The 13,482-nt window shown below is 58.5% G+C and carries 17 protein-coding genes and 1 tRNA gene; 10 read left to right on the top strand and 8 right to left on the bottom strand.

Annotation, left to right across the window (positions count from 1 at the left end; translation table 11 throughout):
* Window positions 1–50: 50 nt before the first annotated feature.
* Window positions 51–1,022 (top strand): ribonuclease Z, encoded by a 972-nt coding sequence (rnz, locus tag SIB58_RS01200; protein WP_066911203.1) that lies wholly within the window; start codon window positions 51–53, stop codon window positions 1,020–1,022.
* Between the two features lie 87 nt (window positions 1,023–1,109).
* A complete protein-coding gene (gene psbV, locus SIB58_RS01195) occupies window positions 1,110–1,622 on the top strand; it encodes a photosystem II cytochrome c-550 (protein WP_066911293.1) in 513 nt (170 codons plus the stop codon).
* 71 nt (window positions 1,623–1,693) lie between these two features.
* Here the strand turns inward: psbV and SIB58_RS01190 are convergent, their stop codons facing one another.
* From SIB58_RS01190 to serA, 4 genes are all read right to left on the bottom strand, one after another.
* Window positions 1,694–2,080 (bottom strand): hypothetical protein, encoded by a 387-nt coding sequence (locus SIB58_RS01190; RefSeq protein WP_066911290.1) that lies wholly within the window; start codon window positions 2,078–2,080, stop codon window positions 1,694–1,696.
* A 106-nt stretch (window positions 2,081–2,186) separates the two neighbouring features.
* A complete protein-coding gene (locus tag SIB58_RS01185) occupies window positions 2,187–2,486 on the bottom strand; it encodes a ferredoxin (protein ID WP_066911287.1) in 300 nt (99 codons plus the stop codon).
* Window positions 2,487–2,636: 150 nt separating this feature from the next.
* Window positions 2,637–3,521 (bottom strand): 50S ribosomal protein L11 methyltransferase, encoded by an 885-nt coding sequence (gene prmA, locus SIB58_RS01180; RefSeq protein ID WP_066911200.1) that lies wholly within the window; start codon window positions 3,519–3,521, stop codon window positions 2,637–2,639.
* Window positions 3,521–5,107: a phosphoglycerate dehydrogenase gene (gene serA, locus SIB58_RS01175; RefSeq protein WP_066911197.1), complete on the bottom strand. Its 1,587-nt coding sequence runs from the start codon at window positions 5,105–5,107 to the stop codon at window positions 3,521–3,523. The genes prmA and serA overlap by 1 nt, the downstream gene beginning before the upstream one ends.
* Before the next feature lie 146 nt (window positions 5,108–5,253).
* Here serA and SIB58_RS01170 point away from each other — a divergent pair, with 146 nt between their 5' ends.
* The 6 genes from SIB58_RS01170 (at window position 5,254) to SIB58_RS01145 (ending at window position 9,365) form a co-directional block, all read left to right on the top strand.
* Entirely contained in the window at window positions 5,254–5,784 is a 531-nt protein-coding gene (locus tag SIB58_RS01170; protein ID WP_066911284.1) for a hypothetical protein, read from the top strand.
* Window positions 5,781–6,560 carry a photosystem II S4 domain protein gene (locus SIB58_RS01165; protein WP_066911194.1) on the top strand — a complete coding sequence of 260 codons (780 nt, stop codon included), beginning with the start codon at window positions 5,781–5,783 and terminating at the stop codon, window positions 6,558–6,560. The genes SIB58_RS01170 and SIB58_RS01165 overlap by 4 nt, the downstream gene beginning before the upstream one ends.
* 73 nt (window positions 6,561–6,633) lie before the next feature.
* Window positions 6,634–6,705, top strand: a tRNA-Val gene (locus tag SIB58_RS01160).
* Window positions 6,706–6,733: 28 nt separating this feature from the next.
* Complete coding sequence (gene murD, locus SIB58_RS01155; protein WP_066911190.1) at window positions 6,734–8,122, top strand: UDP-N-acetylmuramoyl-L-alanine--D-glutamate ligase; 1,389 nt, start codon at window positions 6,734–6,736, stop codon at window positions 8,120–8,122.
* Window positions 8,123–8,161: 39 nt separating this feature from the next.
* Entirely contained in the window at window positions 8,162–8,608 is a 447-nt protein-coding gene (locus SIB58_RS01150) for an EVE domain-containing protein (protein ID WP_066911281.1), read from the top strand.
* Window positions 8,559–9,365 (top strand): hypothetical protein, encoded by an 807-nt coding sequence (locus SIB58_RS01145; RefSeq protein ID WP_231857174.1) that lies wholly within the window; start codon window positions 8,559–8,561, stop codon window positions 9,363–9,365. The genes SIB58_RS01150 and SIB58_RS01145 overlap by 50 nt, the downstream gene beginning before the upstream one ends.
* On the opposite strand, the gene SIB58_RS01140 is transcribed toward SIB58_RS01145, so the two are convergent.
* The 4 genes from SIB58_RS01140 to SIB58_RS01125 all read right to left on the bottom strand — a co-directional run bounded on the left by SIB58_RS01140 (window position 9,317) and on the right by SIB58_RS01125 (window position 10,862).
* Window positions 9,317–9,640 (bottom strand): DUF2811 domain-containing protein, encoded by a 324-nt coding sequence (locus tag SIB58_RS01140; RefSeq protein WP_082823367.1) that lies wholly within the window; start codon window positions 9,638–9,640, stop codon window positions 9,317–9,319. The two genes, SIB58_RS01145 and SIB58_RS01140, sit on opposite strands and share 49 nt — an antisense overlap.
* Window positions 9,641–9,938: 298 nt before the next feature.
* Window positions 9,939–10,328: a DUF1818 family protein gene (locus tag SIB58_RS01135; RefSeq protein ID WP_066911180.1), complete on the bottom strand. Its 390-nt coding sequence runs from the start codon at window positions 10,326–10,328 to the stop codon at window positions 9,939–9,941.
* On the bottom strand, window positions 10,325–10,552 hold the full coding sequence (locus SIB58_RS01130) for a DNA-directed RNA polymerase subunit omega (RefSeq protein WP_066911176.1): 228 nt from the start codon (window positions 10,550–10,552) through the stop codon (window positions 10,325–10,327). Before SIB58_RS01130 ends, SIB58_RS01135 begins: the two co-directional genes overlap by 4 nt.
* Before the next feature lie 25 nt (window positions 10,553–10,577).
* The gene (locus tag SIB58_RS01125; protein WP_066911173.1) at window positions 10,578–10,862 is read right to left on the bottom strand and encodes a hypothetical protein; all 285 of its coding nucleotides are present in this window, start codon (window positions 10,860–10,862) and stop codon (window positions 10,578–10,580) included.
* Window positions 10,863–10,901: 39 nt separating this feature from the next.
* On the opposite strand from SIB58_RS01125, the gene SIB58_RS01120 reads away from it, so the two are divergent.
* Window positions 10,902–12,545 (top strand): Hsp70 family protein, encoded by a 1,644-nt coding sequence (locus SIB58_RS01120; RefSeq protein WP_082823362.1) that lies wholly within the window; start codon window positions 10,902–10,904, stop codon window positions 12,543–12,545.
* 73 nt (window positions 12,546–12,618) lie between these two features.
* Window positions 12,619–13,464, top strand: coding sequence for a hypothetical protein (locus SIB58_RS01115; RefSeq protein WP_066911167.1), 846 nt, complete (start codon window positions 12,619–12,621; stop codon window positions 13,462–13,464).
* Window positions 13,465–13,482 lie beyond the last annotated feature (18 nt).

Here is a 13,482-nt window from a genome sequence, read left to right as displayed (position 1 = left end):
GGACTGCAGCCAGGCCTTCATGGCAGATTGACCATTGAGCCCACCATGCCGTGCAGGTCACCTTTCTCGGCACCAGTTCTGGAGTCCCAACCCGAGCCCGCAACGTTTCAGCGGTGGCCGTGCGACTGACTCAGCGTTCGGAACTGTGGCTTTTCGATTGTGGAGAAGGAACCCAGCACCAGTTCCTGCGCAGTGATCTGAGGCTGTCCCAGCTGCGCAGGATTTTCATCACGCACATGCATGGTGACCACGTTTTCGGTCTTCCAGGCCTGCTGGCCAGCCTCGGGCTGAGCGGCAGCAGTGGTGGTGTGGATCTGTATGGCCCTGATCCCCTCGAAAGCTATCTGGAGGGGGTGCTGCGAACCAGCTCAACAAGAATCGGCTATCCACTCAAGGTGCACAAAGTCCGCAGTGCCGCTGAAGCAGGTCGCATCGTTTTTGAAGATGCAGATCTGACCGTGCGGGCCACACCACTGCACCATCGAGTTCCTGCCTATGCCTATCGCGTTGAGGAAAAGCCGAAGCCGGGTCGCTTCGACATCAACAAGGCTCGGGAGATGGCGATCCCCCCCGGACCTGTCTATGCCTCTCTCAAGCGAGGCGAAACGGTCACCCTTGAAGATGGACGGCGAATTGACGGCAAAACGCTCAGCGGGCCAGAACAAGCCGGGGCGAGTCTCATCTATTGCACGGACACTGTGTTCTGCGAAGCAGCCGTGGCCTTGGCCAAGGGTGCAGACCTGCTCATTCACGAATCCACCTTTTCCCACGCCGAGGCCGACATGGCCTTTCAGCGACAGCACTCCACAAGCACGATGGCGGCCCAGACCGCAGCTGAAGCGGGTGTCGGACAACTTGTCCTCACCCATCTCAGCCCCCGTTATGCACCTGGCAACGCTGTGACTGCAGACGATCTGCTTGCGGAAGCCAGAGCGATTTTCCCGAACACGATCCTGGCGAAGGACTTCCTCTGCCTCGAGGTGACCGCTTCATCAAGGACCGCATGCTGCAACAGTTCGTGATCGGTGCACCCTGAACGGCGTCACTTTGATACCTCAGCGTGATACAAGAGCTTGGTGCGCTGTATCCATCAGTCTCTGGCATCCTTCATGGTTCCTCTTCTCTTCAACCTGCGAAAGTCGCTGATTCGACTGCTGATCGTCCTGCCGGTGCTGGCTGTCTTGTCGATCAGCTCACCCGTTCATGCCGCCCTCTGGGATACGGAGACACTCACCGTGCCTTCCGACCCTGAAGGCACAGCGGTGACCTTCAGCGAACAGCAGGTCAAAGCGGGTCGAAAAGTGTTCAACACCAGCTGCGGCACCTGCCATGCCGGCGGCATCACCAAAACCAACCACAACGTTGGTCTCGACCCGGAAACCCTGGCACTGGCCACACCGTCGCGCGACAATATCGCCGCGCTGGTGGACTACATGCAGGATCCCACCTCCTATGACGGCGAGTACAGCATTGCCGATCTTCACCCCAGCATGCGCAGCCGTGATCTGTATCCAGCGATGCGAGATCTCACCGATGAAGATCTGCAGTTGATGTCGGCCTATATCCTCGTGGCTCCGAAGGTTCTTGGCCAGGAATGGGGCGGCGGCAAAATCTATTTCTGAGCAACAGGGGACGATCTGGTGAATGCCGGATCGATCCAGTGAGCTAATGGCCCAGTCGTCGAGCTTTCCCTTCAGGGCGCAAGATTGCTCGGATCGAATGATCTGGGCCGACGGCTGTACCACCACTCCTGCATTTCAGCGGTGAAGCGCATCGGGAAGAGCGTAAGCACTGTGTTCGTAGGTCTGGATCCAGGTTGAAGCAGTTCAACTGAATAGGACGGGCAACGACGCGACCCGAGATCAGCGACAAAGCGACGACCGACACGTCGCCAACTTGGTTCCTTACTGCGCCAAGCCAAGCGACAACAGGGCCAGGGAAGTTCTTCGCGGTCATACAGGCGGCAGCAGGGCCCGATCACCCGAAAGCTGTACTGGCCTCCAGCACTGGTGTGAACCGAACCATGGTCAAGCAGCCCTTCCACTTCAGGTCTCAGCGGTGCAGCGGGAACGGCGGTCATCGACAGGAGGAGAGCCACGTGACACCACACTGACAGCAAAAAGCCACCCCCGCGTGGAGGTGGCAATCGATCCTTCTTCCAGATTTTCGGATCAAGAGTCCGGAGTTCAGTAGAGCTCTTCTTCGGCGTGGGTCTTGATGGTGCAGTCGGAGGTGGGGTAGGCCACGCAGGTCAGCACAAATCCGGCTTCGATCTGATCATCATCTAGGAAGCTCTGGTCAGACTGGTCAACGGTTCCAGATGTGATTTTTCCGGCACAGGTGGAACAGGCACCCGCACGGCACGAATAAGGCAGGTCAATGCCTTGCTCTTCAGCAGCATCGAGGATGTACTGATCGTCAGGAACCTCAATGGTCTTGTTGAGGCCCTCGCTTTCGGAGACCAGGGTGACCTTGTAAGAAGCCATGGATGGAGTGAATTTGCAGAGGCTCGTAACAAACGAGCCTGCCGGACCGATCATTTCTACATCGCCCAGGCGTCAAGGCACACGCTTTAGCGACTGTTTCGGTGTAAGCCCAATCAAAACAGAAACATTTATAAGGCTCACTTATCAAGGCTAGCGCCGAATCTCGAGCAAACCCCATCGACCTTGTGCAGCAAGCGGCTCGACCATCCAGCCCAGGCTCTCCAGCGCTTGTGTGAGCTTTGGTGCCTGTTCCACCAGCAGGCCACTGAGCAAACCCCGCCCGCCAGGACTAAGAACAGATTCAAAGTGGGGCGCAAGCGCTTCGATCACCGGAGCCAGGATATTGCAGAGCAGGAGATCCGCAGGCTGATCATCAAGCAGCTTCGCCAGCACGTCCACCGACCCCTTGGTGACCCTGAGCGCATCAACGGAGAGGCCATTCAGAACAGAGTTATCGGTCGTTGCTCTGACAGCCAAGGAATCGGTGTCGACGGCCAACACCTGGCGAGCCCCAAGCCCGAGTGCCGCAAGCCCGAGCACTCCACTGCCGCAACCCAAATCCGCGACCCGCAAACCTGAGGGAGGCTCTTGCTCAAGTGCTTCCAGGCATAGACGGGTGGTGGGATGGCTGCCGGTTCCGAATGCACTGCCTGGATCCATTTTCAGGACAAGCCTGTGAGCGTGCTCTTCAGGCACATCGAGCCAGGCGGGCAGGATCAGCAGACTCTGCCCTACAGGGTCTGGCTGCCAGTGCTGTTTCCAGCTGAGGCTCCAGTCTTCATCGGCCAGTTCATCCCACACCGGCTGAGCCAGAGCGAGGCCGAAGGTGTCAGCCAGGGGCATGAGGCTGCTGAACAGCTCAGATCGCTGATCCTCAGGCCATTCGTGGGCTGGCAACCAGGCCAGAAGGGTGCGCTGATCGGGTGTCTCAGGTGCATGCTGAACAGCGACCCGGTGCAGACCGAGAACATTCAGCTTCCAGAACAGCGATTCCTCCAGCTCAGGCTGAACCGGCAAAGACAAGCGCCACCACATCACAGCGTGACGGGATGGGCTTCCTGAATCCCGTTAATGCCGTTGATGGTGGCCAGAAGCGCAGGTGGAATCGGGTCATCAATACTGAGAACCATCACGGCATCTCCGCGCACGATCCTGCGGCCCACCTGCATCGAGGCGATGTTGACGTTGTGCTCGCCCAGCAGAGAGCCGAGATGGCCGATGATTCCTGGCATATCCCGATGACGGGTAAAGAGCATGTGACGACTCGGCGGCACATTCACCGGAAATTCGTCGATGGTCGTGACCCGCAGTTCACCATCCGCGAACACCGCACCCGTCACACTGTGTCCACCCTGGCCACCGCGGGTGGTGAGCTGAAGGGATCCCCCGGCGAAATCGCGGCTGGCATCGTCCTTGACCTCCAGTACATGAATTCCTCGCCCTTTGGCTTCAAGAGAGGCATTGACATAATTGATGCGTTCTCCGAGAGCGCTGGTGAGCAGTCCCTTGAGCGCTGCCACCACAAGGGGCTGAGAGGGGTGATTGGCGAACTCACCCTGAAGACGAACCTCCAGTTCCTGCACCTGGCCACCGCTCAGCTGACTCACCAGCAGACCAAGGGTCTCGGCGAGCTGCAGGTGGGGCTTGAGACGCTCCATGATTTCTGCGCTGAGACCGGGGATGTTGACGGCACTGCGGGCGGGGAGTCCAAGCAGGACATCGCGGATTTGCTCAGCCACATCGGTCGCCACATTTTCCTGGGCTTCTTCGGTGGAGGCTCCGAGGTGAGGAGTCAAAACAAGCCCGCGCTCGACTGCACGCAGTGGAGAGTCCTGGCCCAGAGGTTCAGATGCGAACACATCCAGACCAGCCCCGGCAATCACGCCGTTGTCAATGGCTTCGGCGATGGCAGCTTCATCAACGATGCCCCCGCGAGCGCAGTTCACGATCCTGGCCGTCGATTTCATCGAGCGGAGAAGCTCGGCGTTCACGAGATTCTCGGTATCGGGCGTTCTGGGAATATGCAGCGTGATGTAGTCGGCCTGACGGAACAGATCCTCCAGGGTCGTAAGCCGGACCTGCATCTGCTGAGCTCGGTCAACCGAGATGAAGGGATCGAACGCGATCACCTCCATGCCCATCGCTTTGGCAACCTTGGCCACATGTGAGCCGATTTTTCCCAGTCCCACAACCCCGAGCACTTTTTTATAGAGCTCATTGCCCACGTATTTCTTGCGATCCCAGGAACCGGCACGCATCGATGCGTGCGCCTGAGGCACATGGCGGGACAGAGACAACAACAAGGCCAGCGCATGCTCTGCAGCAGCGATCGTGTTGCCCTCGGGCGAATTCACGACCAACACACCTCTCTGGGTGGCCGCAGGAACGTCAACGTTGTCGACCCCCACTCCGGCCCGACCGATGATGCGCAGACGATCCGCAGCCTCGATCACATCAGCGGTGACCTGAGTGCCAGAGCGGATCATCAGAGCGTCATAGTCACCGATGATCGACTTGAGCTCGTCCTGAGACAGGCCTGTCCGCTGGTCCACTTGAGCCACCTGCCCAAGAATGTCAATCCCAGCCTGATCAATGGGGTCTGAAACAAGAACTTTGGTCATCCAGCGGCGGAGAGAAAGCCATTTAGAAGTTTAGAGATCGGTCCGAACATCACTGTTGAGCAGGGAGATTGACCTCCTCCAAATTCAGGGTTCCCGCTGAATTATTGGCCTTCCATGGAGAATGGCAGCCCGCACCGAATCGCCCCATGCCCGTCTGCGTCCTGGTGCTCAAAGAACGCGCCTCTGCCGAGACTCTGGTCCAGGACCTGCAGGATTCAGGCACACCCCTCATGCGGGTTGTGCTGGTCGCTCCTAAACAATCTGGAGACGCTGAAGGTGGCCTCAAGGCAGAGCAGATCGAGAACGTCGATCTGCTCAATCCGAACATGGCCCGCAGCCGCCGCCAGCGATCCATGTCTCGCTGGCTGATGCCCTTCGGCTTCATGGCAGGGCTCACCTTCACCCAAATCACCACACTCGACACCTTTGCGCGCTTCGGTGATATCGGAGAAGCACTGATCGGCGGGCTGCTCGGACTCGGCTCAGGGTTAATGGGGAGCTACGCCGCAGCAGCAAGTGTGCCCTCCGACAACGAGGACGGAGTCCGTATTCTGCGCAATCGGCACAACGAGCAGTTTTGGTTGCTACTGCTGGAAACCCGAGCAGGTCTGGAAGTGCCCTGGCAGCTGGTTCAGAAAGTACGTCCTCAGCAGGTGGTTCGCCTGAGTGAACTGTGAGTCTTCCCCGTGAGTCGTTGATCGAAGGGCTCGCTGAGCCCGAGGCAATGCACCGCCTGATCGAGCAGGCGGAAACGGTGCTGCGCACCTGGCAGCCGAGCTGGAGCAGTTTTTTGAGCGGACCTGAACTGGAAGACTCACGCCGTCTCGAGGCACTGACTGAACTGCGTTTGGTCCGAGACGGTGGGAGACCAGACACCGAACGCTGTCGTCTCCAGCTCAGTCGCAGCGATCAAGAACCGCAACCTGAGCCGGCTCCAATCTCGGGATTGAGGCTCGAGGGCAATTTCCTGTTCGACCGTGCTGAACCGCAAGACATGCGCCAGGCGCTGATTGACCTTGGCGTGAAACCTGATGGGCTTGGCGATCTCTGGCTTCGGGGTGATCGTGGAGCCCAGGCCGTCTGCACACCGGAGGCCGCAAACTATCTCAACGGCCTGACCGGACAAGTGCGTGACGTAACGCTGTCCGTGGAGGCAGTGAGCATCGACTGCTTGCAGTGGCCAGCCCAGAGACTGCCGAAGCGGTTCACCAGCGTTGAAGCATCCTGCCGACTCGATGCCATCGCCTCAGCGGGTTTCGGACTGTCCCGCTCCAAAGTGATTCGTCAGATCCGTGATGGAAGACTGCGGCTCAACTGGTATCCAGTCCGCCAGGCGAGTCGGGAACTGAAAATCGGCGACCGCCTCCAGCTTCAGGACCGGGGAAGCGTGGAAGTCCTGAATCTCGAAATCACAAAACGAGATCGCTGGAGAGTGGAGATGCTGCGCCGGTGAGCTGCTAGCTTCAGTCGCATCCGGTGGGCAAGCGCTCAACCGTCACCGCAGATCCTCTGAAGGGTGAAAATGCGGGCGATTAGCTCAGAGGTAGAGCACTACCTTGACACGGTAGGAGTCACTGGTTCGATTCCAGTATCGCCCACTTCCCTCGTGAGTAGAGAACGAAAAGCATGACCCTGAGTGTCGTGGTCGGACTGGGACGCTCTGGGATCGGGGCAGCCCGTCTGCTCAAGGCCCAGGGATCAGAGGTGGTGGTTCTCGAGAAGGCTGAGAACGATGCCTGCAGGCGAAAGTCAGCCGGCCTGAGACAGCAGGGCATTGATGTCCAGCTCGGACAACCCCTGGAGATATCCAGTTTCGAGCCATGGCTCGATGAGCTCGATCAGGTGGTGATCAGTCCGGGAATTGCCTGGACGCATCCAACCCTTGAGGCATTACGAACGCGGGGAGTTCGGGTGAAGGGAGAGATGGCTCTGGCCTGGGAGACCCTGAGGCAACGTCCATGGATTGGCATCACTGGCACCAATGGGAAAACCACCGTGACCCATCTTCTCCACCACGTGCTCAGCCATGGCGGATTGAAGGCTCCGATGGCCGGCAATGTGGGATATTCCGCCGCAGAACTGGCCCTGGGATGTTTAGAGGGCTCCAGCCCTCCGCCCGACTGGGTCGTCATGGAGATGAGCAGCTACCAGATCGAAGCGGCTACCGAAGTGGCCCCGCGTATCGGGATCTGGACGACGCTGACACCTGATCACCTGGAGCGACATGGGTCACTAGACGCTTACAGAGCGATCAAGCGCGGACTGCTTGAACGGTCCCAGCTGGCGATTCTCAATGGCGATGACCCAGACATCAGCCGAACTCGCTGCAGCTGGGGAGAGACCAGGGTGTACTGGGTCAGCGCCAGCAGGGAGTGTTCAAACAGCTCGAGCGCTCGGTTGAGTGTGAGTGACGACGGCTGGGTCTGCGAAGGAGAGCGAAGACTGTTCTGCGCTGATGCCCTCGCCATGCCCGGAGAGCACAATCAGCAGAACATGCTCCTGGTCACTGCAGCGGCTCTCGAAGCTGGATTAGCTCCGGAGACCATTGAATCAGCATTGCGCTGCTTCGATGGGGTCCCCCATCGACTCGAATCGCTAGGAACCGTTAAGGGCATTGCCGTTTTCAATGACAGCAAGGCAACCAACTACGACGCAGCTGCCGTGGGTTTGCAGTCCGTACCCAGTCCGGTGGTGCTGCTTGCAGGCGGTCAAACCAAACAGGGCGACGCTCAGCCCTGGCTGCAGCTGCTGAAAGAGCGCAGCAGCGCCGTTGTGCTTTTTGGTTCAGGGGCTAAAGAACTGCTTGGCTTGATCGAAGCGTCTGCCTTCCCCGGAGCCGTGACCATGCACAGAGGCCTGGATGATGCTGTTCCCCATGCTCTTGAACTGGCCCGACAACACAAAGCTGCGAGCCTGCTGTTGTCACCGGCATGCGCCAGCTTCGATCAATACACCGATTTTGAAGCTCGTGGCAATCACTTCCGTGAGCTGATCCAAGCGAGCCAATCAAACTAGTCTGGAGAAAATTTCGTAAAACGCGTGGCCTACTGGCTGATGAAAAGTGAACCCGATGTTTACGGGATTCATCATCTTGAGCAGGAGCAGACAACGCTCTGGGACGGTATTCGCAATTATCAGGCGCGGAATTTCATGCGCACGATGGCCGTTGGCGATCAGGCCTTCTTTTATCACTCCAATTGCAAGCCTCCTGGGATCATTGGACTGATGGAAGTGATCGAAACAGGACTTGTGGATCCCACACAGTTCGATCCATCCTCGAAATATCACGACCCTGCGTCGAAAGCGGAATCACCACGCTGGGACTGCGTGCGTCTGGCCTATCGAGGCCGATTTCGGGACATCTTGAGTCTTGAGGACCTACGTCAGTCCTACCAACCGGAGGAACTGGCCGTCGTTCGACGCGGTAATCGACTCTCCATTCTTCCTGTCGATGACCGAATCGCTCAGGATCTCCTCAATCGACTTGGCTCAATTCAGTGAAGCGAGGGACCGTCGCCCGACAGAGCGAATCCCTCTCACAACAATCATCCCCAGAGCCTGGATTGGTTTCAGTAAGGCTCCCTGGCGCTTTGTGGGCCTGACAGCTCTGATGCTGATCACCGTCACTGGCCTGAGTTTGATCTCAAAAGATCTTCAGCAAGGGGAGGGCTGGTGGCAGTCAGCCCTCAGCGATGTGCTCTTTGTTGCAACCATCCCCACAACTCTTCTGCCGATCGTGGCCTTGCTGCATCTGGCCGATCAGCTCCTTCCTTCAAGCCAATCCACAGCACAGAACGAACCTGTGCAGGAGCGGCAACGACTTCGGTGGATCTTTAGACAGACCACATCCCTGGTGCTGCTGGAAGGGGTCATCCTGATCGGAGGCCTGAACATGATCAGGATCATCGGAGCACTGATTGCCAGGCAGAGCGGAGTGATCTCCACAGTGGTTCTGCTTGCGGGAGGACTGGTATTGATCCTCTGGACGTTGAGTCAGACCCTGGCCCTTCCACTTCTGGTCCATCACGGCCATCGCCCACTTGCGGCGATGGAGCACAGTCGAAGGCTGGTTCAGAACAATCGACTGAAGGTTCTCGCTCTGCTTGGCCTGCTCATCGGCGTGAACCTGATTGGCCTGATGGGAGCCTTCATCGGCCTGCTCCTCAGTATTCCGTTCAGCGCCTTGCTGCTGATGGCCAGTTGCCGGACTCAAACGCCCTGGGTCAAGGATTCTCGACGGAACATGTTGCCCACATAAAGGCGAGTGATTTCTCTCGACTCCACGCCGTGCTGAATCAGGAATCCAGCCAGAGCAGCCTGAACAAGACGGTACTGATCCCAGTTCGGGCAGCGCTCAATGAACGCAACCATGGCTTGCTGCAAGGGTTGAGGGAGCTCGGAATGAAAGCTCACTGCTGACTCACAAGAAACAGCGGTCGCCTGTCGAGCAGCAGAAGCTGAAGCAGAAGCATTAGCAACCTCCAGCAGCGGATCTGAGACTGAATCCTGCTCTAACGGATCGGCCAACTGCATGCAAACGCCTCGAATGCCAACTAGTTCTCCACAGATACTGGCCTGCGTCAAGAAGCGGCCAAGAAGGCATTCCCACTGATTCTCCCAATGAGACTTCAGCCACCGGAGCCCTTTACAGAGAGCGATCTGCTTCACCAGACCCGAAAGAGTCACAGCCGTGATTCGTCAACCAAAACAGTCTCCCCAAATCAGGTTTTCCACAGAAGTCCGCCATACCAGCCGAAACGCTCTGAAGCCTGTGGAAAACATTGCTTTGCCCGTGGGGAATGCTGGGGGAAAATCAATGAAGAGGAAATGATCAGCTGCTCTGATCATTGCTGTTGTCCCACAACGTTCTCATCGCCTCCGCGATGGCCTGCGCAGCAGGGTGAGGCCAGCAGACTTCAAAGCCACGAGACTGGTCACCATCACCGCTGCAGATGCCCCGAAGCGTCCAGCGTGATCGATCACCTTCGAGGCAGCCCCACCAACTGCCACGCTCCAGCTCGATGCTGATGGATTCCTCCGCCATGAGCTGGGCACAGATGGATCGATGTTGATCTGTCAGATCAGCGAATAGTGAAGCCAGCTCGCAGGCTTCACTCTCCTTGAGTTCGAGGGCCCAGTGTTCTCCACCGATCAGGACGGAAAATACCGGGCGGGAAGGATCCCTGGATAATCTCCAGCCGGAGCCCTCCTCTTGAATCATCCAGGAAGAAGATCGGGCTGATCCTGTTCATCGCTCAGCTCAACGATGGCGCGCTGCACAGGCTTGACGCTGGATTCTTCAAGCAAACCATCGAAATCGTCAAAGCGACGCTGTTTGGCACGGAAAGCAATCCGAACCGTGGTCAGATAGCGATTGCTGGCCTGACGGATCAGGCTTTCACCGCGCTTTGCGAGATCCTGATGATCGACTCCGGCAGAGAGCATGCCAACAACTCATGAATATCCAATTCTAGGTGAAGAGATCACTGTGGAAAGGAACATGCATGGGGTAGCTGCGTTGCGGGCGGCCCGGGACCCTCAGAACAATCTGTCGACCCAGCCCCATCGCCACCAGCGGTCTGCGTAGATGACTGAGCAGTGCACTCACTTCCTCGAGATGCTGCGCATCCACGCACTCAATACGGATGCTGCCCCAGCTGCGTGACATCCTGCAGTCTCGCAGCGGTTCCAGCTCCGCCTCGATCTGCGGATCTTCCCGATAAAAGGAAAACACCAGCCTTCTTAAGCGATCCATCGTTGCTCCCCGTAGCCTCGACCTGACTCCAACCTGCCCATAGCGGTGGTTCAGCCCCTCGCTGCCGAACAAAACCTTCATCTTTCCGGCGCGTCTTACAACGTCGGCACCCTGGCGATCGACCTGGGAAGCACCACCACAGTGGTTGCTTTTCAGTCTGCTGAGCGATCAGAGGTGGATCTGCTCGATCTACCTCTGATCACCCGTGAGCAGGGAGCGATCCCATCGCTCATCTGGGCCGAGGACGCAGTCTCAGGGCCAGCGCTGGTTGGGCTTGAGGTGCTGGAAAACGGTTTACACGAACGCGATGCTCCTCAGCTGCATCGCGACTTCAAGCGTTGGATCGGCATGCCATCAGATCCGCAGAGTGCTGAAAGACGACTCAGCCCGGAACAGGCCGGTGCTCGGCTGCTTACGGAAATCTGGAAGCGGATGCCCCCGGAACTCAGCATCGAGCGACTCGTGCTGACAGCCCCTGTGGATCAGGGCTCCGGCTATCGCGACTGGCTTCTCAAAGCCTGCGAACCGATGCAGGTCGAAGAGATCGCCTTGGTGGACGAACCAACGGCTGCTGCCCTCGGAGCTGGACTAGAAGCCGGCTCCAAGCTTCTCGTCGTCGATCTTGGCGGAGGAACTCTGGATCTATCCCTCGTCGCCCTCGAAGGGGGTGAAGGTCGTGCTGCTCCAGTGGCCCAGCTGCTTCGCTTCCGCGGCCAGGACCTCACCAACAGCCGTCAGGCGCTACGTCAGGCCAAGGTCCTCGGCAAAGCGGGCATCAACCTGGGTGGCAGGGATCTTGATCGCTGGATTCTCGACGAACTCTGTCCAGGCGGCCTGCCGGAGGAAGGTGATGGGCTGATGGCTCTGCTGAATGCGGCGGAACGTCTGAAATGTCGTCTCAGCGATCCCGATATCCCGAATCGGGAGCGCCTCTCGGAAATAGCCAATGGCCCGGAGTTCGATGCGCCGAGCAACCTGTCGATGGATCGACACAAGTTCAGTCGCCTGCTGCAGGAGCGAGGTCTGTTTGATGCCCTTGAAGGACTGCTCAGCAAGACCTTGCGCGATGCCGAACTCAACGGCTGTCCGGCCGAGGATCTTGATGCTGTGGTGGTGGTTGGGGGAGGCGCCCATCTGCCCCAGCTGCGCGATTGGCTGACAGAGAAGCTTTCACCCACACCACTGCTGACACCCCCGCCGATGGAGGCGGTGGCCTGCGGTGCCCTGAGCCTCACTCCCGGAGTTCGCATGCAGGACCTGCTGCAACGGGGAATCTCACTGCGCTGCTGGAACCAGCGCAGCAACACCCACCACTGGCATCCTCTGTTTTTACCGGGTCAGCCCTGGCCATCCAGCAAGCCGCTGGAGCTGATATTGAGCGCCAGCGGTCCCGACCAGCAGTCGCTCGAGCTGGTGCTTGGAGAGTCCAGGGGGGAGACAAGACATGAAGTCGTGATGGTCAATGGTCTGCCCCGGGTGCTCGAAAAAACCGATGGTTGGGATGACGTCACAAGGCGGCCCGACACCGCCTGTGAGCTGCCTCTGGACCCTCCCGGACAGCCTGGAGAAGATTGTCTAAAACTGCGTTTCCATCTCAATGATCAGGCGGAACTGATCCTGGAGGGAGAGGATCTGCGCACCGGCGAAAGCCTTGAGCCAAGACAACTTGGGACCGTGCGGTGATCGCGCCGTCCACAATGGCGTGTGTGTTGGCGGCAACATCCATAGAAAGGTGTCTGTCGTTCCCTGACCACCATTGGCGCTTCGTCGCCATCTCCCAAGTTTTTGGCTGATCGCCACACTGGGTGGTGTTGCATCCCTTTGCGGCTATGCGTACTGGTGGGAACAGCAGTTGCCTGGACGCCTGCGTGAAGCCGCTTCACAGGGAGATCTCGAAGCCTGCCTGCGCTACGGCGAACAGCTGGCGGCACTCCGATGGCTGGACCGGGAAGCCCCCAGCGAGCAGGCAGTCTGCCGTCGTCGTCAGGCTGAACTCGCCTGGGAGGGAGGCGACAGCACCCAGGCACTCAACCTGCAATCACAGCTTGTCAATTCGAATGTTGGCAGCGAAGAGCAGCGAAAAAGTGATCGTTCCAGATTGCTCCAGTGGCGCCAGGCACTGCGCGAGCGGGCACTTGATCAGTTCCGAGCAGGTGATCTCGAACAAGCCCTCATCACTCTCAGCCCCCTGGAACAAAAGGGACAGAGGCCGGGAACACAGCTCAGCGACAGCCTGCGAGAGACCTGGAACCGCAACAAGGTCGACCACGAACGGCTCAAGGACAAAGTTCAGCGACAGCAATGGTGGGAAGCCCTGAGTGTGCTCAATCAACTGGACCACCCCTGGTGGCAGACCCATGCCCTGCCTCTCCGCAGGCAGGTGGAGGAAGCCATTCAGAATCTGCGTGACCGGCAGGAGCACCACAGCCATGGGGCCTTACCTGCTCATACGGTCGATCCTGAACGTCTCAACACGGCTGTGGAAGAGCGACTGTCGAGCGGTATGGATCCATGGAGTGCCTTCGTCGCCGGTTGTGCTGATCTGGGCGGAGAACTGGTGGAGGAAGGGCCCGAGAGTCTCTGCAAGTCGAAGAGACCGTGAAGTGCGTGACAGGATGAT

It is taken from the genome of Synechococcus sp. MIT S9504, assembly GCF_047497135.1.
In the GTDB taxonomy this organism is placed as follows: Bacteria; Cyanobacteriota; Cyanobacteriia; order PCC-6307; family Cyanobiaceae; genus Synechococcus_C.
The sequence above is the reverse complement of the archived record's forward strand: the minus strand, read 5'-3'. Positions and strand labels throughout refer to the sequence as shown.

Excerpts from the sequence above, each read along its gene's own strand:
- psbV (WP_066911293.1), top strand. The coding sequence starts at position 1,110 with ATGGTTCCTCTTCTCTTCAACCTGCGAAAGTCGCTGATTCGACTGCTG.
- SIB58_RS01190 (WP_066911290.1), bottom strand. The coding sequence starts at position 2,080 with ATGACCGCCGTTCCCGCTGCACCGCTGAGACCTGAAGTGGAAGGGCTG.
- SIB58_RS01185 (WP_066911287.1), bottom strand. The coding sequence starts at position 2,486 with ATGGCTTCTTACAAGGTCACCCTGGTCTCCGAAAGCGAGGGCCTCAAC.
- prmA (WP_066911200.1), bottom strand. The coding sequence starts at position 3,521 with ATGTGGTGGCGCTTGTCTTTGCCGGTTCAGCCTGAGCTGGAGGAATCG.
- serA (WP_066911197.1), bottom strand. The coding sequence starts at position 5,107 with ATGACCAAAGTTCTTGTTTCAGACCCCATTGATCAGGCTGGGATTGAC.
- SIB58_RS01170 (WP_066911284.1), top strand. The coding sequence starts at position 5,254 with ATGCCCGTCTGCGTCCTGGTGCTCAAAGAACGCGCCTCTGCCGAGACT.
- murD (WP_066911190.1), top strand. The coding sequence starts at position 6,734 with ATGACCCTGAGTGTCGTGGTCGGACTGGGACGCTCTGGGATCGGGGCA.
- SIB58_RS01150 (WP_066911281.1), top strand. The coding sequence starts at position 8,162 with ATGAAAAGTGAACCCGATGTTTACGGGATTCATCATCTTGAGCAGGAG.
- SIB58_RS01145 (WP_231857174.1), top strand. The coding sequence starts at position 8,559 with ATGACCGAATCGCTCAGGATCTCCTCAATCGACTTGGCTCAATTCAGT.
- SIB58_RS01140 (WP_082823367.1), bottom strand. The coding sequence starts at position 9,640 with ATGCAGTTGGCCGATCCGTTAGAGCAGGATTCAGTCTCAGATCCGCTG.
- SIB58_RS01135 (WP_066911180.1), bottom strand. The coding sequence starts at position 10,328 with ATGATTCAAGAGGAGGGCTCCGGCTGGAGATTATCCAGGGATCCTTCC.
- SIB58_RS01130 (WP_066911176.1), bottom strand. The coding sequence starts at position 10,552 with ATGCTCTCTGCCGGAGTCGATCATCAGGATCTCGCAAAGCGCGGTGAA.
- SIB58_RS01125 (WP_066911173.1), bottom strand. The coding sequence starts at position 10,862 with ATGGATCGCTTAAGAAGGCTGGTGTTTTCCTTTTATCGGGAAGATCCG.